Here is a 19,259-nt window from a genome sequence, read left to right as displayed (position 1 = left end):
ATCAAAGCTCATTTTTGCACACTTATTTGCAGCAGTTCTTTTTATATTACAGTTTAAATTTCGTTTATTCTTCTCTTTACGTAAGTTGTATGAAGCAGGTGATGAGCCTTTTCACTTCCCGGCTCTCCAAGGTAGGTCTCATAAAGTTCCTTGATTGCAGGGTTCTCGTGAGACTTACGAATGGTCTTTGCAGCATCTACATCATAAAGGACCTTAGCGCGCAGACTGCGGATATCGGTTGTATTGTGTACAAAGCCAGGCTGCTGAGGCTGTCCGCCGCCGTTTACACATCCGCCGGGGCATCCCATGATCTCGATGAAGTGATAATCTGCTTCTCCGGATTTCACCCGGTTAAGAAGTTCTCTTGCATTGCCCAGGCCGGAAGCGACTGCAACATTTACATCCATATCGCCTACACGGTAGGTAGCTTCCTTAATTCCCTCTGTTCCACGTACATCGGTGAAGTCAGGTCTTTCAAGCTCTTCCCCGGTCAGGCTTTCTACGGCAGTTCTTAAAGCGGCTTCCATAACGCCTCCGGTAGCTCCGAAGATAACAGCTGCTCCGGTACCAAGGCCTAAAGGTGTGTCAAAATCTTCGTCAGGAAGCTCTGTGAACCGGATTCCTGCCTGTTTGATCATTCTGGCCAGCTCTCTGGTAGTCATGGAATAATCTACGTCAGGAGAGCCGTTGGCATCCTGGTCATCTCTTCCGATTTCGAATTTCTTAGCGGTACATGGCATCACGCTGACGGATACAATATCCTCTGGCTTCAGACCCATCTTATCCGCATAGTAGGATTTGGCAATGGCGCCGAACATCTGCTGCGGGGATTTGCAGGAGGATAAATTCTCTGTCATATCCGGGAAGTAGTGCTCACAGTATTTGATCCATCCTGGGGAACAGGAGGTGATCATCGGAAGAACGCCGCCGTTTTGCACGCGGTCAATGAATTCATGTGCTTCTTCCATAATGGTTAAATCGGCGCTGAAGTTGGTATCAAATACCTTGTCAAAGCCCAGTCTTCTTAAAGCGGCAACCATCTGGCCTTCCACATTGGTTCCGATGGAATAACCAAATTCTTCTCCCAGAGCGGCACGTACAGCCGGAGCGGTCTGGATGATCACATGCTTTGACCGATCTGCAATGGCAGCAGCCACTTCGTCAATGCTGCTCTTCTCATAGAGAGCGCCGGTAGGACAGACAGCGATACATTGTCCGCAGGATACACAGCTTGTTTCACCCAGTCCCTTGTCAAAGGCAGAGCCGATGATGGTAGCGAATCCACGTTCATTAGGTCCGATCACGCCGATTCCCTGAACTTTTTCACAGACAGCGGAACAGCGGCGGCAAAGAATACATTTGCTGTTATCCCGCACCATATGGGCTGCACTTTCATCTGGAGTAGAAGGTGTTTTGTCTCCATCGTAATAATCATCCACATCAACACCCAGTTCCTTACATAAGGTCTGTAATTCGCAGTTTCCGCTGCGGACACAGGAGAGACAGGAACGGTCGTGATTGGAAAGGATCAGCTGAAGCGTTTTCTTTCTGTAGTCACGAAGCTTAGGTGTATTGGTCCATACTTCCATGCCCGGATTAATGGGGTAAACGCAGGAAGCAGCCATTTTGCCGCCGTTAATTTCGACAGTACAGATACGGCAGGCAGCGATTTCATTCATATCCTTTAAAAAGCATAAAGTCGGTATCTCAACATGGGCCAGTCTGGCAGCTTCCAGGATGGTGGAGCCTGCCGGAGCGCTTACGTCCATGCCATTGATTTTTATTGTGATATTCTCCATGATCCAATTTCCCTCCATTATTTCTTGTAGACAGCGTCAAACTTACATTTCTCCATACATACGCCGCACTTGATACACTTTGCAGGATCAATGACATGTGGGTTCTTAACGGAACCGGAGATTGCGTTAACCGGGCAGTTTCTTGCACAAAGGGTACAGCCCTTACATTTTTCTGCATCAATGTGGTAGGAGAGCAGCGCTTTGCACACACCAGACGGACATGTCTTATCGATAATATGGGCATTGTATTCGTCGCGGAAGAACTTAAGGGTTGACAGAACCGGGTTTGGTGCTGTCTGGCCAAGTCCGCAGGCAGAGTTTTCCTTTACGTAGTAGCACAGCTCTTCCAGACGGTCTAAATCTTCCAGCTTTGCCTGGCCCTTGGTGATCTTATCGAGGATCTCCAGCATACGCTTGGTACCGATACGGCATGGCGTACATTTTCCGCAGGATTCCTCTACGGTGAATTCCAGGAAGAATTTTGCGATATCAACCATACAGTCGGTTTCATCCATAACGATCAGACCGCCGGAACCCATCATGGAGCCGATTGCAATTAAGTTGTCGTAATCAATAGGAATATCGTAATGTTCCACAGGGATACAGCCGCCGGATGGTCCGCCGGTCTGGGCAGCCTTGAACTTTTTACCGTTTGGAATGCCGCCGCCGATTTCTTCGATGATCTCACGGAGAGTAGTTCCCATAGGAACTTCTACCAGTCCGGTGTTGTGGATTTTTCCGCCTAAAGCGAAAACTTTTGTTCCCTTGGACTTTTCAGTACCCATGGAAGCAAACCACTCGGATCCGTTTAAGATGATCTGCGGGATATTTGCATATGTTTCAACATTATTTAAGATGGTTGGCTTGCCGAATAAGCCTTTCTGTGCCGGGAACGGAGGACGTGGCCTTGGTTCTCCGCGGTTGCCTTCGATGGAAACCATAAGTGCAGTTTCTTCGCCGCATACGAATGCACCTGCACCCAAACGAAGTTCAATGTTAAAGGAGAATCCGGATCCAAAGATATCATCGCCTAAAAGCTCCATCTCTTTGGCCTGTTCAATAGCGATCTTTAAACGCTGTACGGCGATGGGGTACTCAGCACGTACGTAGATGTAACCCTGGGAAGCACCGATGGCGTAGCCGGCAATGGTCATGGCCTCCAAAAGAGCATGAGGATCACCCTCTAATACGGAACGGTCCATGAATGCGCCGGGGTCGCCTTCGTCTGCGTTACAACAGACATACTTCTGATCCGCGTCGTTTTGTTTGGCCAGTTTCCATTTGAGACCGGTGGGGAAACCTGCGCCGCCTCGTCCTCTTAAGCCGCTGTCCAAGAGAGTCTGGATCACATCGTCGGGAGTCATCTCGGTAAGAACCTTACCAAGAGCCTGATATCCGCCGGTACCAATGTATTCTTCAATTTCTTCCGGGTTGATGACACCACAGTTGCGCAGAGCGATCCTGTGCTGTTTTTTATAGAAGTCTGTATCACTTAAAGCCTTGATGCCTGCCGGAGTCACAGTCTCATCATAAAGCAGTCTTTCCACCGGACGTCCTTTTAATAAGTGCTCTGTTACGATTTCAGAAATATCATCTTCCTTTACCATTGCATAAAAGGTGGCATCCGGGTAAACGATCATGATCGGGCCTAATGCACAAAGGCCGTGGCAGCCGGTCTGTACAACGGATACTTCCTGATCCAGACCCTGATTCTTTAATTCATCTCTTAATTTTACCATGATCTGCTGGCTTCCAGAGGAAGTACATCCTGTGCCGCCGCAAACTAATACATGTGAACGATACATCCTGTTTCCTCCTTATTTGATGTCAGCTGAAGCTAACGTATAGTTTTGAACAATGTGGCCACCCAGTAAATGCTCTTTATAAACTTCTTCTGCTTTTTCCGGGGTCATATTGATATAAGTAATTTTTTCTTTACCGGGTTCCAGAATTTCAACGATCGGTTCATACTGACATAAGCCGATGCATCCCGTCTGGGTAACAGAAAAACGATCTGTCATATTGTTTTCCTGAACCAGGTTTGATAATGTATTAAGAACAGGTCTTGCTCCGCTGGCTATTCCGCATGTAGCCATGCCGACCAGAATCCGTGTGCGTCCGTGATCTTCGCCGCGCATACTGACCTGACCCTGCATCTTTTCCCGAATTGCTTTTAATTCTTCAAGAGTCTTCATGTTATTCCTCCAATTCAACTTTGACCGACGGACCTAAATGGCCGCGCCTCCATCTGTTTCCAATTTGTTTTCACTGAGATATTCCTTAATATAAGCCGATACCTCCGGAGTATCAAAGGGGATATCCCCTAAAATTTCACGGAAAGCTCTGGTATCCAGCTCAAACGACGCTTGGTTGTAACGATAGATATAGAGAAAGTCTGTGTCCGGATGACAGGTGATAAGGGTTTCAATGGTACTGTTTATATCACCAAGGGGCATACGGTCAATATGGGATAGTCCGAAAACAGCGGTTACCACTGTGCCGGTACCAACCTCTGACTTAATGGAAAAACTACCGCCTGTGCTTTCCGCCGCATATTTGAAAAACGGAACGCCAAGACCCACTTTTCTTGTTCCTCTGGTGGTGAAAAAGGGATCGGTCACTTGAAGTGCCTGTTCCTTAGTCATGCCGCAGCCGTTGTCCTCAATGGTGACAATCAGCTTGTCTGCAGCCGTTTCGACGGTAACAAGAATGGTAACCAGGGCAGCCCCTGCCCGCGTGGAGTTTTCCGCCACATCCAGGATATTTAAAGAAATCTCTGTCATCATAAGCGTGACTTTCTATTCGTACTTTGCAAGTATGTCATGAACATCATCAGTGGTCAGCCTGCCGTAAACATCCCCGTTCACCATCATGACGGGAGCCAGGCCGCAGGCGCCTACGCAGCGGCAGGAATCAAGGGAGAACTTTCCATCCGGTGTACACTCGCCGTTGGTGATCCCAAGGATTTCCTCAAGCTTATGGAAGATGTCTCCGGAACCTTTTACATAGCAAGCAGTTCCTAGACAGACAGATACCTGGTACTTGCCCTTTGGCTGAAGTGCGAATTGGGCATAAAAAGTTGCAACGCCATAAATCTTCTCAAGGGGAATACCCGTTTCGTCAGAAATTATGGTCTGGACTTCGATTGGAAGATAGCCGTAAATCTCCTGTGCCTTTTGCATGATAGGCATGAGAGATCCTTTTGTGTCTCCTAGCAGGGCGATTGCTTCCTTTAAAGCAGCTGCCTGCTCCTTGGTCCCGTTAAATTGGACGCCTTGTGTTTTACAAGCCATTTTATAACCTCCTTATATGTTGCTTATGCAATGTACATGATATTTTAACATGTTATGAATGAAAAATCTATAGTTTCGGCAACATTCGATAAATAAATAACAATCCTTCCGTGGAATCTTTCTATACCTGGCGCCTTATTTATGTTATAATAGTTAATAATGATATGAATTGTGTGAATAGTACGAATCAGGCTGCCCAAAGGCTGGCAGGAAGAAGGAAAGGGGAGCATCAATATGACAGTAAGAGATGTAAGAGATAAACTGAGTGCCAAGGTGCTTGCAGGAGAGGACCACCTTGATGAGGAGGTAAAGAGTGCCTGCGGTTCTGATATGATGAGCGATGTGCTGGCGTTTTCCAAGGATCATTCGGTACTTCTTACGGGACTTTGCAACCCTCAGGTGATCCGTACGGCGGAGATGCTTGACATTGTCTGTATCGTATTTGTCAGAGGCAAAAAGCCGGATGAATCCATGCTTTTGATGGCAGAGGAGCGGGGAATCATTATCCTGTCCACCGGGCATCGTATGTTCTCGGCCTGCGGCCTGCTTTATGAGGCAGGACTTCACGGAGGTGCGATTTGATGACCGATATGATAACGTTTCACTACAGGATTTCACCTGATGATTTTACAAGAGCAGGAGAAGCCAGCAGTGATGTGAAAAGCAAGCTGAAAAAGATGGGGGTCACCCCGGAAGCGGTGCGCAAGGTGGCCATTGCCATGTATGAAGGGGAGATCAATATGGTGATCCATGCGCAAGGGGGAGAGATAACCGTTAACATAACTACGGACAGGATCGAGATGATCCTGGCTGATGTGGGCCCAGGTATACCAGATGTCGGTCTGGCCATGCAGGCGGGATATTCCACTGCGCCGGATGCGGTGCGTTCCCTGGGCTTTGGAGCCGGAATGGGGCTTCCGAATATGAAAAAGTATTCGGATGAGATGGAGATCGATACGGTAATAGGAAAAGGAACGACCATTCGTATGATGGTGAATATATAAGTACGCGGGCAATAACATGGAAACACCCTTCGGGTATACCTTTATGCCCAGAGGGCGTGGGCTATAACATGGAAATGAGGGATTAAGGTGGATAAATTTTATCATTCAGTAAGGCTTGATGAAGAGCTTTGCATGGGGTGTATCAATTGTATCAAACGGTGCCCCACTCAGGCCATCAGGGTGAGAAACGGTAAGGCACAGATCAACAGTAAATTCTGCATTGACTGCGGGGAGTGCATCCGGGTATGTCCTCACCATGCTAAACATGCAACATATGACAAGCTGGAGGCTCTGAAACAGTATGAATATACGGTGGCATTGCCGCCACCATCCCTATACAGCCAGTTTAACAATCTGGATGATGTGAATATTGTCTTAAATGCGCTGCTTATGATGGGGTTTGATGATGTATTTGAAGTAAGCGCGGCGGCGGAGCTGGTAAGCGAGGCTACCAGGGAATATTTAAGTGAAAATCCGGACAAACTTCCGGCCATCAGCACCGCCTGCCCTTCCGTGGTGCGGCTCATAAGGGTCAAGTTCCCAAACTTAATCCCAAACCTCCTGCCATTAAATCCTCCGGTGGAGGTGGCAGCTATCCTTGCAGCCCAAAAAGCAATGGAAAAAACCGGACTTGAGAGGGATAAGATCGGGATCATTTTCATTTCCCCCTGTCCGTCCAAGGTGACCTATGTGAAATCCCCTCTGGGAACGGAACACAGTGAAGTGAATAAGGTGCTTGCCATAAAGGACTTATATCCCCAGCTTTTATCCTGTATGAAGGCAGTGGGAGATGATCCGCCTGAAATTGGGACTTCAGGTAAAATCGGAGTCAGCTGGGGGCGCAGCGGAGGAGAGGCAAGCGGCCTGTTTACCGAGGATTACCTGGCGGCAGATGGCATTGAGAATGTTATAAGGGTCCTGGAAGATATGGAGGACCAGAAATTCACGAACCTGAAATTTGTGGAGCTCAGTGCCTGCAACGGCGGCTGCGTGGGCGGCGTGCTTACAGTAGAAAACCCATATGTAGCGGAGGTAAAGCTGAAACGGCTTCGAAAGTACATGCCTGTGGCAAGGAGCCATATGCATGCAGGAGCCGAGGAACTGGTAAAATGGACCAAGGAGGTTCACTATGAACCGGTGTTTAATTTAGGCGAAACCATGATGGAAAGCTTTGCAAGACTTAATCAGGTGGAACGGCTTTTAAAGAAGCTTCCCGGCTTAGACTGCGGTTCCTGCGGTGCGCCTACCTGCAAGGCCCTGGCCGAGGACATTGTGCGGGGAGAAGCGGTGGAATCGGACTGCGTTTATTTCCTCAGGGACAACGTGCATAAGCTGGCGGAGGAAGTTTCCAGGCTGGCGGCTGATATCGTGGAAGGCGACAGTGACAGCTATGGGAAATTCAAGGTCATGACAAAATACATCGAGAGAATTTCTGATGAAATGACTCAGCTTGACAGAAAAGAAGGGAGGAAGCGCAATGACAGTAAGAGAACTGATTGACAGCAATTTATTTGAAGTAATTAATGCAGGAGAAGAGCTTGACCGTGAGATTAAAAAGCCTTTTTGCTGTGATTTATTGAGTATTGCAATGGGAAAAGCGGCAGAGGGGTGTGCATGGGTAACGGTGATGGGAAATGTAAACACCCTTGCGGTAGCCTCACTTGCAGATGCTGCCTGCGTAGTCATGGCAGAGGGAATTGTTCTTGACGAAGCGGCTGTGAAAAAGGCGGCGGACCAGGATATCACGGTTTTAAAAACAGAGCAGCCCATCTTTGAGGCCGCCCTGCTGATCTATCAAAGGCTGCCTCATGATGAACTTAACCTATGATCTTCATATCCATTCCTGCTTATCACCGTGCGGGGATGATGATATGACGCCGGCAAATATTGTGGGGATGGCTGCCTTAAAAGGGCTTGACGTGATCGCGGTGACGGATCACAATTCCTGTAAAAATTGTCCGGCTGTGTTACATTTTGCAAAGGAATATGGGATTGTTGCTTTGCCGGGAATGGAAGTCTGTACATCGGAGGAGGTACATGCAGTATGCCTGTTTTCTGACCTTGATAAGGCTATGGAGTTTGATGAGTACGTGTATGAACGGTTGATGGCATTTCCGAATAATGAGGAAATATTTGGAAAGCAGCAGATATATAATAAGGAAGATGTCCTCTGCGGAACAGTGCCAAATCTTCTCATCAACAGCGTGGACATCTCTTTTGATCAGTTGTGGGGCCTGGTCCGGTCCTATGGAGGCGTCATGTTCCCGGCTCATATCGATAAGCCTGCCAACAGCCTGCTCTCAAATTTGGGCTTTGTGCCTCCTGACAGCCAGTTTGAAACGGCGGAGGTAAAGGACCTTACAAAGCTTCATGAGCTTAAGAAAAAGAACCCATATCTGGAGGGCTGCAGGATCATCAGCAATTCCGATGCACATTATCTGGAAGACATTCATGAGCCAAGGTTAACGATCGAAGCAGAGGAAAAAAGCATGGATGCAGTGGTCCGTGCGCTCCTGCACCGCTAGGTCTTTTTATTTAAGTTTGGAAATTTTCTTCCAATTTCCTCCTGTTTCCTGTATAGTAGTGGTTAGTAACAGGAAAACACCCTGCAGGTAATATACCTGTTTGTCCGGAAAACACGGACAAAAAAAGGGGAAAGGAGAGATGTAACATGAAAAAACTATTACAATTGGGCTTTGGTCTGATGACCGTGGCACTTGTGACAGCGTTCGTACCGGCAACACCGTTTCCTTCCATGGCGGATGAAACAGCATCGGGCCAGGAGGCATCGGAAGTACGGAATGACTGGATAGATGAAAACCTGGGACCAGGTGTGGCCAGGTGGGTAGACGGGAATGGTAATATTTCAGAACAACCGGGAAAGCATACGGAAGACGGAGCCGGTGACGAGAGTCAGAGCAGCGCGGAGGGCCAGGACTTAAATGCCGGGTCCGCGGCAGAAGGGCAGCAGGAGGCCGATACACAGGAGAGCCAGGAACAGGCAGCCGCAGGACGCCAGATAGACCCTTCAAGGCCCATGGTGGCTCTGACCTTTGATGACGGCCCGTTTGCACCCGTGGGAAATCAGATCATGGATTGTCTGGCACAGTACGGCGGAAAAGCCACGTTTTTCGTGGTGGGAAGCCGTGTTCCTTCTTATGGGACAGAACTGCAGCGCATGGTTGCGGAAGGACATGAAATCGGCAATCACACATACGAGCACAAGAATCTGACAAAGTTAAGCGGATCCCAGATCCAGAGCCAGATAAACAAATGCAATGATGCGGTACAAGCTGCCTGCGGCGTCAGACCTTCCCTGGTAAGAACGCCGGGAGGAGCAAAAAACGGCACGGTCCTTGCAAATGTACAAGCTCCCGTGATTATGTGGAGTATTGATACAAAGGACTGGAAGACGCGAAATACCGGTAAAACGGTAAATGCGGTAATGAGCCAGGTACGGGATGGGGACATTGTTCTGATGCATGAGCTTTATTCCCAGACCGGAGCAGCAGCCCTTGAAATAATTCCCAGACTTACGGAGGCAGGCTACCAGCTGGTTACGGTAAGTGAGATGGCCGCGCTTCGGGGAGGAGCTGCCCCGGGCGGAGTTTATTTTCACTTTTATCCATAAAGGATGAAGAAAGTGTACAGATTCTAATAAGAAACGGAACGTGTTTGAGTCCCTTATGTTGGGGGCTCAAACTTTTTTATTTGTGCTGACCGCCATCATCATGCCCAATTCAACCTCATCAAATAGCGATAATAGCGAATATCCCATTGACCATTGTTAAATCCAACGGGTTATCAGTCAGGTTAACGAAGGGAGTATGGGAGAAACAAGTTATGGCAATAGTTTGAAAAACTATATTTTAAAAATACCTATTGACAAATAATCAGAATAATTGTATTCTTGTATTAAGGTATTAGTACAACAATACAAAAGTACAATGATCCTTAATATTACAATACTATGATACAGCAAACAAAAGGAGGCAATATTATGATCTGGAAACTGACCGATGACCGGCCGATCTGGATACAACTTGTCGAACAGCTCACTTTGCGCATCGTGTCCGGCTTATATGCACCTGGCTCGGCTGTGCCGACGGTACGCGCGCTGGCCGGTGAGGCAGGGGTCAACCCGAATACGATGCAGCGTGCACTGGCGGAGCTGGAAAGCAGGGGGTTAGTAGAAACCCGCCGCACAGCTGGACGGATCGTTACTGAGGATCTGTCACTCATCCACAACGTGCGGAAGGAGTTTGCCTATGCGCGGATGGATGAATTTCTTGCGTCCATGCGTGCCCTGGGCTACACCGATGAACAAATCCGCGAGCTGTTTGCCGCGTGGGATAAAAAGGAGGAACATGTATGAATCAGGAACTTATCACTGCGCGTGGCCTGACTAAGAATTATGGAACGAAGCCCGCCCTTGACCATATTGATTTAACGGTAGGCCGCGGCCGCATCGTAGGTCTTCTGGGCCCAAACGGCTCAGGCAAGACCACCTTTATTAAGCTTTTGTGCGGACTCTTGCAGCCCACCTCCGGTACGCTGGAGGTAAACGGCAATGCGCCCGGCGTGGAAACCAAGTCCGTCATATCTTACCTGCCAGACCGCATGTACTTTGCAGACTGGATGAAGGCCTGCGACTTAACAGACTTCTTTGCCGACTTTTATGTGGATTTTGACCGCCCAAAGGCAATGGAGATGTTCTCGGCTCTTGGCATTCAGCCAAGTGACCGGCTTAAGACCATGTCAAAGGGCACCAAAGAAAAGGTGCAGCTTGCGCTTATCATGAGCCGAAAGGCGCAGCTTTATCTGCTTGACGAACCGATCGGCGGGGTTGACCCGGCAGCTCGTGACTTTATCTTGAACACGATTTTGACCAACTATAATGAAAATGGCACGGTCATGTTGTCCACACATCTTATTTCTGATATCGAGCGGGTGTTGGATGAGGCCATTTTCCTGCAAAATGGCAAGGTTGTACGCCATGATACCGTGGATAACATCCGCGAGCAGGAAGGCAAGTCAGTCGATCAGCTGTTCCGCGAAATATTCGCGTACAGCAGCTAGAATAAGGAGGAAATAAGATGTTTGGCAAACTTTGCAAATATGAATTTAAATCCATTGGGCGCACGCTTGTGCCTATTTACCTGGCGATTATCGCCATATCCATTCTCAATGCATTTTTGGGCTTAGGCTCGCTGGCCAACGGTTATTATAACGGACTGATGTCTGGCTTAAGCTTTGGCCGCGGCCTTCTCAGCCTGGTCCAGACGCTCTCCATCATCGCCTATTTCGGCGTTCTGGTCGCGATGAGTGTCCTGACGCTGATCGTTGTTATTCAGCGGTTTTATAAGGGCCTTCTGTGCGATGAAGGTTATTTGATGTTTACCCTGCCGGTGAAGCCCCGGCAGCTGATCGCAGCAAAGGGCGTGGTTGCATTTGTGATGTCGCTGGCCAGCTCCCTGGTGGCTTTTGCATCTATTTTTATTCTGGTGCTGGGCACTGCAGGTGCTGACAGGGTTTTAAAAGCAATTACAGATCCCCAGTTATGGAATGCCATCAGCCGCGCGATTGCTCATGTTTCGTCCTGGCCGCTATTGGTGTTTGAGCTGATTGTTCTACTCATCGTCAGCGGACTGGTCCAGCTTTACCACATGTACTTTTCTATGGCACTTGGCCATCTGGCCAGCAAAAACCGCGTGATGATGTCCGTTGTCGCCTTTATTGCAATATCCATGCTGTTCAGCTTTATCAACGGCCTTGCAATGATCATTTTGGGAAATGTACCGTCCTTTCAATCGTTCTTCCGCATGATTGATCAATTGCCTGATACACAAGGGATTTCCCTGGTCATGCACTTAACCTTCATTGGTTCGGTTATTTACAACGCAATTCAGCTTGCGATATTCTTTTTCGGCACGGAACGTATCCTGTCCAAGCGTCTCAATCTGGAATAAAGTACAAATAAGGCTTATAAACCAATCAAAAATGATGCCTCGCAATTGATGATAGATTCATTAATTGCGAGGCGTTTTTTTGAATCGGAATCCCAGACCATATCTTGACTTCTCTGTTTACAAGTGTTGCTATAACAGTTATAATAGGGCAAACGGAGGATATAATGGAAAATTCTGCCATAGAAAAGCTGCTGTCCAGACCGGAGACCGGCAGTTAAAAACATAGGAGAAGGCGGATAACTTACGGGCAAGAAATTAAAAGGTATATATTCAGGAGGGAATAAGATGGAATACAGAGAGGTCGGAAAAACCGGCAAGCATGCAAGCGTTATTGGCCTTGGCTGCGAACACCTTGACGGCAAGCCATACGAGCAGGTGAAGGAGACGATTGACGCCGCACTTGAGTATGGCGTTAATCTCATGGATGTTTTTATGCCCGGTACGGAAGTGCGTGAAAACATCGCAAAAGCACTGGGCAGCAAGCGGGACCAGGTGATGTTACAGGGGCATATCGGATCCACGAATGTAAATATGCAGTACGATATCAGCCGGGATATGCCTGTGGTTAAGCAGTATTTTGAAGAGCTGCTGCGGGTCTTCGGTTACATAGATTTTGGCATGATGTTTTTTATTGATTCGGAGCAGGACTATAAAAATGTTTTTGAGACAGATTTTGTTACATATGTAGAGCGTCTAAAACAACAGGGGGACATCCGGCACATTGGTTTTAGCTCCCACAACCCTGAAACTGCAAGAAAGGTCATTGAGACAGGAGTGCCGGAGATGATGATGTTCAGCATTAATCCTGCATTTGATATGCTCTCAACGAAAGCGAGTATTTTCGATTGTCTTGATCATGGTTTCCAGGCAGGGGCTTATGACGGAATTGATCAAAAGCGTGCGGAATTATACAAGCTGTGTACGCAGAAACAAATTGGTATTACTGTGATGAAAACCTTTGGCGGCGGCAAACTGCTGTCACCGGAACATACGCCTTACAGCAGGCCGATGACATCGCAGCAGTGCGTCCATTATGCACTCTCAAGGCCAGCGGTTGCCAGTGTCCTGACAGGCTGTAAAACCCGGGCTGAAATGAAGGACACCATGAGATATCTTACGGCATCTGACTCTGATAAGGATTACACATGGATTTATAACGAAGTGCATAGCGCTTTTGATGGAAACTGCGTGTATTGCGGACATTGCCAGCCATGTCCCTCAGAAATAGATATTGCAGCTGTCAACAAATACTTGGACATCGCACGGCTGGATAAAGAAGCAATACCACCATCCATACGTTCTCATTATCAAAGCCTGTCTCATGGGGGCGATGAGTGTATTTCCTGTGGCAGCTGCGAAAGCCGTTGTCCGTTTGGGGTACCGATCATTAAAAATATGATAGAAGCTGATTCGCTGCTCGGCTGAAGGATGGAATGAGTGAGTAGACGAGGGTGCCCCAAATTACTTTTTGGGCACCCTCTATTAGCCTTATCAGGCAGGTTGCGGATTGAGAATATCCGATTGACCCTTAATTTTACTTCTCGTCACAAACCTGAAAAATGTAAAATTTTAAGTAATAGGAGGTATCATCCCCCGCCCACAAGATCGGATGATCTGCTGCCTGGGTCCGGTATTCTACCTGACGGAGGCGTTTGTGGACGTTTGCGGCTGCCTCCCGGATGGTCTTTGTGAATAGCTCGGGGGTCATAAAATGGGAACAGGAGCAGGTGGCTAAATAGCCGCCGTCCTTTACCAGCTTCATGCCGCGGAGATTGATTTCACGGTAGCCTTTAACTGCGTTTTTCACGGAGTTCCTGGATTTGGTGAAGGCCGGAGGGTCCAGGATGACAACATCGAAGGTTTCTCCGCTTTTCTCCAGCTGGGGAAGGAGTTCAAAAACATCGGCGCACTGAAAGGCCACCCGGTCAGATAAGCCGTTTAATGCGGCGTTTTCTTTTGCCTGTGCGATGCCAAGCTCAGAGGCATCCACCCCAAGAACTTCTCTTGCTCCTGCAATACCGGCGTTTAAGGCAAAGGAACCGGTATGGGTAAAGCAGTCTAAGACCCGCTTGTCCTTACATAAGCGCTGAATGGCAAGGCGGTTGTATTTTTGGTCAAGGAAAAAGCCGGTTTTCTGCCCATCCTGGACATCGACCTGGTATTTAACCCCGTTTTCCGTGATTTCCACCTTCGTGTCAAAGGAAGGGCCGATAAAGCCCTTATAGCGTTCCATGCCTTCCTGGAGGCGGACCTTTGCGTCGCTTCGTTCGTAAATGCCGCGGATTTTAATGCCGTCCTCTTCCAGAACCTTTTTCACCTTTTCCAGGATTACAGGCTTTAGCCGGTCAATGCCAAGGGCAAGGGATTCCACCACAAGGATATCCCCAAACTTGTCTACTACAATGCCGGGAAGGAAGTCTGCCTCTCCGAAGATGAGGCGGCAGCTGGAGGTGTCCACAGTGGCTTTGCGGTATTCCCAGGCGTTGCGGACCCGCATTTCCAGAAAGCTTTCGTTCACCCCATGGTCTTTTTTTCGGGACATGATGCGGACGGTGAGCTTGGAATTGGTATTGATGAAGCCATGACCCAGAAAATAGCCGTCAAAGTCTTCCACGGATACGATATCACCGTTGGTATAATCCCCGGTGATGGTATCGATTTCATTGTCATAGATCCAAGGACCGCCGGCTTTGAATGAGCGGCCTTCTCCTTTTTTTAATCTTACGGTTGCTGATTCCATAAGCATACACTCCTTTTTTAGTGAGATTGACCCCGTTTTAATGAGGTGAGCAGCCGGTATAACGGCTGAAACAAAATGAGGGACAGAAAGAAATTGCCTGTTCCATGGACGATATCGTATGGGATTCCTGCCGCCCACCAGGTAAGCGCTGCGCCGGGGCCTCCGGAAATTAAGTAGAATCCCGAACAGAAGAATCCAAACAGCATTCCAAAGATTCCGGAAAGCAGGGATATGCCAAAGGTTCCTGGCGTATTGTTTTTATAAATCAAAAATACGGCGGCCGGGAGTATGGGCCACACATAAAGATAGGAAAACCACCAGAGGCCGAAGCCGTAGACCAGCCCTTCCAATATAACAAACACGTATAGGATGATCCATACGTGTTTGCGGAATACGAGGGTGTATAAAATTAGAAGCAGGGATACCAGTTCTACGTTGGGAAGCCAGGACAAGCTTACCTGGCTTACAAATAAAAGGGCTGAAAGCAGTGCGTCTAATACAAGCTCCCTGGTGGTAATCAGGGGATGATTTTTCATGATTTTTTTATTTCCTCAGAGGTCAATGTGTACTGAAAGGTATAGCGCTCTCCATCCTTGATGGCCTGCTGGCTCACTCCGTAACTGCAAGTTTCCCCGCCGCAAAGAAGAGCCCAGTAAGCGCCGTCCTTTTGGTAGTCTGCCCGCTTTCCGTTAATTGTAGTGACCATGAGGCCAAATTCTTCGGTAGTGGTTCCTTCAATTTGAAAATTCGGTATGGATTTAAGCGCTTCTAACAGAAACTGCGCTTCTGTAGTGATCTGATAGTGGTCCTTTACTCCGTTTTCATATACCACATCAATGGTAATGCTTTTTGTCCCCGCCATGGGAACCGGTTTTGTCAGGGTATATACGACTAAAAGCAGTGCCAGGACCGCAATGGCGGCGCAGCCTCCCAAAAAGGGAGAAAGCCTCTTAAACTTATTCATGATCTGCTGACTTCCTTATTCATTATTTGACTAAATGCATGGATTAGTATAGCATATATTCATGGTACGCCGCAAGGACAGAATTTCCTTCTTTTCTTAAAATACCCTTTGATGTATAATAAATGGGTATTGTTTGAAAAAGAAGGTGGATAGATGACTGTGAATGAGCAGATTTTAGAAGAAATAGCAGCTTGTGAGAAGCTTTTGATCGGAATCGGAGAGGAATGGAACGCAGAGGGAATTCCGGATTTGGGAAGCCTTTATGAGAAAATGAATGAACTCATAAAGGACAAGGATTTTTTCATTGTAACCACAGTGACCGATGGAGAGATATTTAAATCTCCTTTGGATAAGAGCCGGATGGTAGCACCCTGCGGGAACGTGACATGGAGGCAGTGCTCCAAAACCTGTACAAAGGATATCTGGGAGCCGGAAGAACTCTCAAAGGATGTCTGTCCTCATTGCGGAGAACCTCTTACGGGCAATACCATAGAGGCAGTGGATTACATAGAAGAGGGCTATCTTCCCCAGTGGAGGGCTTATACCACATGGCTGTCAGGGACCCTTAATAAAAAGCTGCTGGTATTGGAACTGGGAGTAGGATTTAAGACACCTACGGTCATCCGCTGGCCTTTTGAGAAGACGGTCTCCATAAATAAAAAGGCCCATATGTACCGGATTCACGAAATATTTGCCCAACTGCCGGAAACTGTAAAGGGAAAGGCTGATGCTGTTTTAGAAAGTTCTACGGAATTTTTTCGGAAATTATAGGCTTATTTTGCGTTGTACATTACACGTTACTGTGTTAAAATGTTGAAAAAAGACGTAAAGAGGTGACGGCCATGATTGCGATAATCGACTACGATGCTGGAAACTTAAAGAGTGTGGAGAAAGCTTTGACCGCATTGGGGGAAAAGCCGGTGGTAAGCCGGGAAAAGGAGATTCTCCTTTCTGCGGACAAGGTGATTCTTCCAGGGGTTGGTTCTTTTGGCGATGCGATGGAAAAGCTTCATCAGTATGAGCTGGTGGATGTGATCCATCAGGTAGTTTCAAAAGGAACGCCTTTTCTCGGGATATGCCTGGGGCTTCAGCTTTTCTTTGAAAGCAGCGAAGAATGCGAAGGGGTTAAGGGACTTTCCCTGCTTCCTGGTAAGATCGTGAAATTTCCGGAGACGCCGGGGCTTAAAGTTCCTCATATGGGCTGGAACCGTCTGGATATAAAGCCTGGTACAAGACTTTTTAAAGGAATTGATTCCGGGGCATATGTGTATTTTGTCCATTCATATTATTTAGAAGCGGGGCGGGAATCTGATGTAGCTGCATCTGCAGCCTATGGAATAAAGTTCGGGGCATCGGTGGAACACGGGAATCTTTTTGCCTGCCAGTTCCATCCGGAGAAGAGCAGTGATACTGGCTTGAACATTCTGAAAAATTTCATTGAATTGACTTAAGGAGGAACAGGATGCTTACAAAGAGGATCATTCCATGCCTGGATGTGATGGACGGAAGAGTAGTAAAGGGTGTTAATTTCGTGAATTTAAAGGATGCCGGGGACCCGGTGGAGATTGCTGCGGCTTATGACAGGGCCGGCGCTGATGAAGTGGTGTTCCTTGATATCACCGCGTCCTCTGACAACCGGAATACGGTGGTGGATATGGTGCGCCGGGTGGCCGAAAAGGTATTTATCCCCTTTACTGTCGGCGGCGGGATCCGCACGGTGGAGGATTTTAGAATGCTTTTAAGAGAAGGTGCGGATAAGATATCCATTAATTCCTCGGCCATCAATACCCCTCAGCTGATCTCCGACGCAGCAGGCAAATTCGGACGCCAATGTGTGGTGGTCGCCATTGATGCCAGAAGGCGGAAGGATGGAAGCGGCTGGAACGTATATAAGAACGGCGGCCGGATCGACACCGGACTGGATGCGGTGGAATGGGCCATGAAGGCAGACAGCCTTGGAGCAGGGGAGATCCTCCTTACCAGCATGGACTGCGATGGAACGAAGGCAGGATATGATGATGAGTTAAACCGCATCATAGCAGAGCATGTTTCCGTGCCTGTGATCGCCTCAGGAGGCGCAGGCACGAAGGAGCATTTCCATCACGCCCTGACGGAAGGAAAAGCAGATGCAGCTTTAGCGGCCTCCCTTTTCCATTACAAGGAGCTGGAGATCATGGAATTAAAACGGTATTTGGAAGTCATGGGAGTACCGGTGAGGATTTAAAGTTTATTTTTATACAAAAGGGTTTTCCCGAAAAATGCAAAGGAGAAAGAATGGGAGCAATTGAGAACGACTGGCTGGAACCCTTAAGCGAAGAGTTTAAAAAGCCATATTACAGGGAACTTTATCAGAAAGTGAAGCATGAATATGAAATGACCCAGGTCTTTCCTGACCCAAACGACATTTTTAACGCGTTTCAGTTCACGCCTCTTTCCAATGCAAAGGTAGTGATTTTAGGTCAGGATCCTTATCATAATAATGGGCAGGCCCACGGGCTTTGTTTTTCTGTAAAGCCTGATGTGGATATTCCTCCGTCCCTTGTAAATATCTATCAGGAGCTGCGGGATGATCTTGGCTGCGAGGTTCCAAATAACGGATATTTGAAAAAGTGGGCAGATCAGGGGGTCATGCTCTTAAATACGGTGCTTACGGTGCGTGCCCATGCAGCCAACTCCCACCAGGGGATCGGCTGGGAGACCTTTACGGATGCTGCCATTAAGATTTTAAATAAACAGGACCGGCCTATGGTATTCCTTTTATGGGGACGTCCGGCCCAGAATAAGAAGGTCATGCTGACAAACCCCAGGCACCTCATTCTGGAGGCGCCTCATCCCAGCCCTCTTTCCGCTTACAGAGGATTCTTTGGCTGTAAACACTTTAGCAGAACCAATGCCTATTTAAAGGAAAATGGGTTGGAGCCTATCGACTGGCAGATTGAAAATATTTAAAAAGACAGGGGAAAAGGAATGAATATCATTGAGATTTTAAAAGTAATTGTTCTTGGAATTGTGGAGGGCTTTACAGAGTGGCTTCCCATAAGCAGTACGGGCCACATGATCCTGGTGGATGAGATTATACACTTAAATCAGCCGAGTGCATTTAAAAACATGTTTTTGGTTGTCATCCAGCTGGGGGCGATTCTGGCGGTGCTGGTCTTGTATTTTGACAAGCTTAACCCCTTTTCCGTCAGGAAAAAACCGGCGCAGAAGCAGGCTACTCTGGTTCTATGGTCAAAGATCATCTTAGCCTGTATCCCGGCAGCAGTGATCGGGGTCCTGGTGGATGATATCCTTGATGAATATCTGATGAACGGCTATGTAGTGGCAGCGACCCTGATCCTTTACGGTGTGCTGTTTATCCTCATTGAGAACAGGAACCAGTACAAGAGCTTTGAAGTTCAGAAGGTGGGAGATATCTCGTACCAGACAGCTCTTTGGATCGGACTGTTTCAGCTTCTGGCCCTGATTCCTGGTACCTCACGTTCCGGTG

At 47.8% G+C, this 19,259-nt stretch carries 23 protein-coding genes; 15 read left to right on the top strand and 8 right to left on the bottom strand.

Annotated features, from left to right (window positions below; genetic code table 11):
* Window positions 1-53 precede the first annotated feature (53 nt).
* Genes RT269_RS14215 through RT269_RS14195 form a run of 5 tightly spaced genes read right to left on the bottom strand, consistent with a single transcriptional unit; the run spans window position 54 to window position 5,092 of the window.
* On the bottom strand, window positions 54-1,799 hold the full coding sequence (locus RT269_RS14215; RefSeq protein ID WP_313183524.1) for an NADH-dependent [FeFe] hydrogenase, group A6: 1,746 nt from the start codon (window positions 1,797-1,799) through the stop codon (window positions 54-56).
* 17 nt (window positions 1,800-1,816) lie between these two features.
* Complete coding sequence (gene nuoF / locus RT269_RS14210; RefSeq protein WP_313183522.1) at window positions 1,817-3,604, bottom strand: NADH-quinone oxidoreductase subunit NuoF; 1,788 nt, start codon at window positions 3,602-3,604, stop codon at window positions 1,817-1,819.
* A 12-nt stretch (window positions 3,605-3,616) separates the two neighbouring features.
* Window positions 3,617-3,994: a (2Fe-2S) ferredoxin domain-containing protein gene (locus RT269_RS14205; RefSeq protein ID WP_038278585.1), complete on the bottom strand. Its 378-nt coding sequence runs from the start codon at window positions 3,992-3,994 to the stop codon at window positions 3,617-3,619.
* A 33-nt stretch (window positions 3,995-4,027) separates the two neighbouring features.
* Window positions 4,028-4,585 carry an ATP-binding protein gene (locus RT269_RS14200; RefSeq protein ID WP_313183521.1) on the bottom strand — a complete coding sequence of 186 codons (558 nt, stop codon included), beginning with the start codon at window positions 4,583-4,585 and terminating at the stop codon, window positions 4,028-4,030.
* A 12-nt stretch (window positions 4,586-4,597) separates the two neighbouring features.
* On the bottom strand, window positions 4,598-5,092 hold the full coding sequence (locus RT269_RS14195; RefSeq protein ID WP_313183519.1) for an NADH-quinone oxidoreductase subunit NuoE family protein: 495 nt from the start codon (window positions 5,090-5,092) through the stop codon (window positions 4,598-4,600).
* Between the two features lie 234 nt (window positions 5,093-5,326).
* Here RT269_RS14195 and RT269_RS14190 point away from each other — a divergent pair, with 234 nt between their 5' ends.
* The 10 genes from RT269_RS14190 (at window position 5,327) to RT269_RS14145 (ending at window position 13,490) form a co-directional block, all read left to right on the top strand.
* Complete coding sequence (locus RT269_RS14190; RefSeq protein ID WP_313183518.1) at window positions 5,327-5,674, top strand: DRTGG domain-containing protein; 348 nt, start codon at window positions 5,327-5,329, stop codon at window positions 5,672-5,674.
* Complete coding sequence (locus RT269_RS14185) at window positions 5,674-6,096, top strand: ATP-binding protein (protein ID WP_054791100.1); 423 nt, start codon at window positions 5,674-5,676, stop codon at window positions 6,094-6,096. Before RT269_RS14190 ends, RT269_RS14185 begins: the two co-directional genes overlap by 1 nt.
* An 87-nt stretch (window positions 6,097-6,183) precedes the next feature.
* A complete protein-coding gene (locus RT269_RS14180) occupies window positions 6,184-7,596 on the top strand; it encodes a [Fe-Fe] hydrogenase large subunit C-terminal domain-containing protein (protein WP_313183516.1) in 1,413 nt (470 codons plus the stop codon).
* Entirely contained in the window at window positions 7,574-7,924 is a 351-nt protein-coding gene (locus RT269_RS14175; RefSeq protein ID WP_313183514.1) for a hypothetical protein, read from the top strand. Before RT269_RS14180 ends, RT269_RS14175 begins: the two co-directional genes overlap by 23 nt.
* Window positions 7,905-8,621: a PHP domain-containing protein gene (locus RT269_RS14170; protein WP_313183513.1), complete on the top strand. Its 717-nt coding sequence runs from the start codon at window positions 7,905-7,907 to the stop codon at window positions 8,619-8,621. The genes RT269_RS14175 and RT269_RS14170 overlap by 20 nt, the downstream gene beginning before the upstream one ends.
* A gap of 146 nt (window positions 8,622-8,767) precedes the next feature.
* Complete coding sequence (locus tag RT269_RS14165) at window positions 8,768-9,727, top strand: polysaccharide deacetylase family protein (protein WP_313183512.1); 960 nt, start codon at window positions 8,768-8,770, stop codon at window positions 9,725-9,727.
* A gap of 369 nt (window positions 9,728-10,096) precedes the next feature.
* Complete coding sequence (locus RT269_RS14160) at window positions 10,097-10,471, top strand: GntR family transcriptional regulator (protein WP_313183511.1); 375 nt, start codon at window positions 10,097-10,099, stop codon at window positions 10,469-10,471.
* Window positions 10,468-11,175 carry an ABC transporter ATP-binding protein gene (locus tag RT269_RS14155; protein ID WP_313183510.1) on the top strand — a complete coding sequence of 236 codons (708 nt, stop codon included), beginning with the start codon at window positions 10,468-10,470 and terminating at the stop codon, window positions 11,173-11,175. The genes RT269_RS14160 and RT269_RS14155 overlap by 4 nt, the downstream gene beginning before the upstream one ends.
* A gap of 17 nt (window positions 11,176-11,192) precedes the next feature.
* Window positions 11,193-12,065, top strand: coding sequence for a hypothetical protein (locus tag RT269_RS14150; RefSeq protein WP_313183508.1), 873 nt, complete (start codon window positions 11,193-11,195; stop codon window positions 12,063-12,065).
* 285 nt (window positions 12,066-12,350) lie between these two features.
* Window positions 12,351-13,490 (top strand): aldo/keto reductase, encoded by a 1,140-nt coding sequence (locus RT269_RS14145; RefSeq protein WP_313183507.1) that lies wholly within the window; start codon window positions 12,351-12,353, stop codon window positions 13,488-13,490.
* 109 nt (window positions 13,491-13,599) lie between these two features.
* Here RT269_RS14145 and RT269_RS14140 read toward each other — a convergent pair whose 3' ends face one another.
* The 3 genes from RT269_RS14140 to RT269_RS14130 are packed head-to-tail and all read right to left on the bottom strand — an operon-like array spanning window position 13,600 to window position 15,769.
* On the bottom strand, window positions 13,600-14,805 hold the full coding sequence (locus tag RT269_RS14140) for a class I SAM-dependent rRNA methyltransferase (protein WP_313183505.1): 1,206 nt from the start codon (window positions 14,803-14,805) through the stop codon (window positions 13,600-13,602).
* A 17-nt stretch (window positions 14,806-14,822) separates the two neighbouring features.
* A complete protein-coding gene (locus RT269_RS14135; RefSeq protein ID WP_313183504.1) occupies window positions 14,823-15,341 on the bottom strand; it encodes a hypothetical protein in 519 nt (172 codons plus the stop codon).
* Entirely contained in the window at window positions 15,338-15,769 is a 432-nt protein-coding gene (locus RT269_RS14130; protein WP_313183502.1) for a DUF4430 domain-containing protein, read from the bottom strand. The genes RT269_RS14135 and RT269_RS14130 overlap by 4 nt, the downstream gene beginning before the upstream one ends.
* Before the next feature lie 153 nt (window positions 15,770-15,922).
* On the opposite strand from RT269_RS14130, the gene RT269_RS14125 reads away from it, so the two are divergent.
* The 5 genes from RT269_RS14125 to RT269_RS14105 all read left to right on the top strand — a co-directional run.
* Window positions 15,923-16,540, top strand: a complete 618-nt coding sequence (locus tag RT269_RS14125; RefSeq protein WP_313183501.1) for a hypothetical protein — start codon at window positions 15,923-15,925, stop codon at window positions 16,538-16,540.
* 71 nt (window positions 16,541-16,611) lie between these two features.
* Window positions 16,612-17,220, top strand: a complete 609-nt coding sequence (hisH, locus tag RT269_RS14120; RefSeq protein ID WP_313183499.1) for an imidazole glycerol phosphate synthase subunit HisH — start codon at window positions 16,612-16,614, stop codon at window positions 17,218-17,220.
* A gap of 11 nt (window positions 17,221-17,231) precedes the next feature.
* Window positions 17,232-17,993, top strand: a complete 762-nt coding sequence (gene hisF, locus RT269_RS14115) for an imidazole glycerol phosphate synthase subunit HisF (protein ID WP_313183498.1) — start codon at window positions 17,232-17,234, stop codon at window positions 17,991-17,993.
* Between the two features lie 50 nt (window positions 17,994-18,043).
* Entirely contained in the window at window positions 18,044-18,718 is a 675-nt protein-coding gene (locus RT269_RS14110; RefSeq protein WP_313183497.1) for a uracil-DNA glycosylase, read from the top strand.
* 18 nt (window positions 18,719-18,736) lie between these two features.
* On the top strand, window positions 18,737-19,259 hold a 523-nt coding region (locus RT269_RS14105; protein ID WP_313183496.1), incomplete at its 3' end, for an undecaprenyl-diphosphate phosphatase.

The organism is Lacrimispora sp. (assembly GCF_032078915.1).
In the GTDB taxonomy this organism is placed as follows: domain Bacteria; phylum Bacillota; class Clostridia; order Lachnospirales; family Lachnospiraceae; genus Lacrimispora.
This window is presented reverse-complemented; position numbering and strand designations above follow the sequence as displayed.

Excerpts from the sequence above, each read along its gene's own strand:
- RT269_RS14200 (WP_313183521.1), bottom strand. The coding sequence starts at position 4,585 with ATGATGACAGAGATTTCTTTAAATATCCTGGATGTGGCGGAAAACTCC.
- RT269_RS14215 (WP_313183524.1), bottom strand. The coding sequence starts at position 1,799 with ATGGAGAATATCACAATAAAAATCAATGGCATGGACGTAAGCGCTCCG.
- RT269_RS14175 (WP_313183514.1), top strand. The coding sequence starts at position 7,574 with ATGACAGTAAGAGAACTGATTGACAGCAATTTATTTGAAGTAATTAAT.
- RT269_RS14110 (WP_313183497.1), top strand. The coding sequence starts at position 18,044 with ATGGGAGCAATTGAGAACGACTGGCTGGAACCCTTAAGCGAAGAGTTT.
- RT269_RS14190 (WP_313183518.1), top strand. The coding sequence starts at position 5,327 with ATGACAGTAAGAGATGTAAGAGATAAACTGAGTGCCAAGGTGCTTGCA.
- RT269_RS14170 (WP_313183513.1), top strand. The coding sequence starts at position 7,905 with ATGATGAACTTAACCTATGATCTTCATATCCATTCCTGCTTATCACCG.
- RT269_RS14150 (WP_313183508.1), top strand. The coding sequence starts at position 11,193 with ATGTTTGGCAAACTTTGCAAATATGAATTTAAATCCATTGGGCGCACG.
- RT269_RS14145 (WP_313183507.1), top strand. The coding sequence starts at position 12,351 with ATGGAATACAGAGAGGTCGGAAAAACCGGCAAGCATGCAAGCGTTATT.
- nuoF (WP_313183522.1), bottom strand. The coding sequence starts at position 3,604 with ATGTATCGTTCACATGTATTAGTTTGCGGCGGCACAGGATGTACTTCC.
- RT269_RS14155 (WP_313183510.1), top strand. The coding sequence starts at position 10,468 with ATGAATCAGGAACTTATCACTGCGCGTGGCCTGACTAAGAATTATGGA.
- RT269_RS14165 (WP_313183512.1), top strand. The coding sequence starts at position 8,768 with ATGAAAAAACTATTACAATTGGGCTTTGGTCTGATGACCGTGGCACTT.
- RT269_RS14140 (WP_313183505.1), bottom strand. The coding sequence starts at position 14,805 with ATGGAATCAGCAACCGTAAGATTAAAAAAAGGAGAAGGCCGCTCATTC.
- RT269_RS14130 (WP_313183502.1), bottom strand. The coding sequence starts at position 15,769 with ATGAATAAGTTTAAGAGGCTTTCTCCCTTTTTGGGAGGCTGCGCCGCC.
- RT269_RS14205 (WP_038278585.1), bottom strand. The coding sequence starts at position 3,994 with ATGAAGACTCTTGAAGAATTAAAAGCAATTCGGGAAAAGATGCAGGGT.
- RT269_RS14195 (WP_313183519.1), bottom strand. The coding sequence starts at position 5,092 with ATGGCTTGTAAAACACAAGGCGTCCAATTTAACGGGACCAAGGAGCAG.
- RT269_RS14185 (WP_054791100.1), top strand. The coding sequence starts at position 5,674 with ATGACCGATATGATAACGTTTCACTACAGGATTTCACCTGATGATTTT.
- RT269_RS14160 (WP_313183511.1), top strand. The coding sequence starts at position 10,097 with ATGATCTGGAAACTGACCGATGACCGGCCGATCTGGATACAACTTGTC.
- RT269_RS14135 (WP_313183504.1), bottom strand. The coding sequence starts at position 15,341 with ATGAAAAATCATCCCCTGATTACCACCAGGGAGCTTGTATTAGACGCA.
- RT269_RS14125 (WP_313183501.1), top strand. The coding sequence starts at position 15,923 with ATGACTGTGAATGAGCAGATTTTAGAAGAAATAGCAGCTTGTGAGAAG.
- hisH (WP_313183499.1), top strand. The coding sequence starts at position 16,612 with ATGATTGCGATAATCGACTACGATGCTGGAAACTTAAAGAGTGTGGAG.
- hisF (WP_313183498.1), top strand. The coding sequence starts at position 17,232 with ATGCTTACAAAGAGGATCATTCCATGCCTGGATGTGATGGACGGAAGA.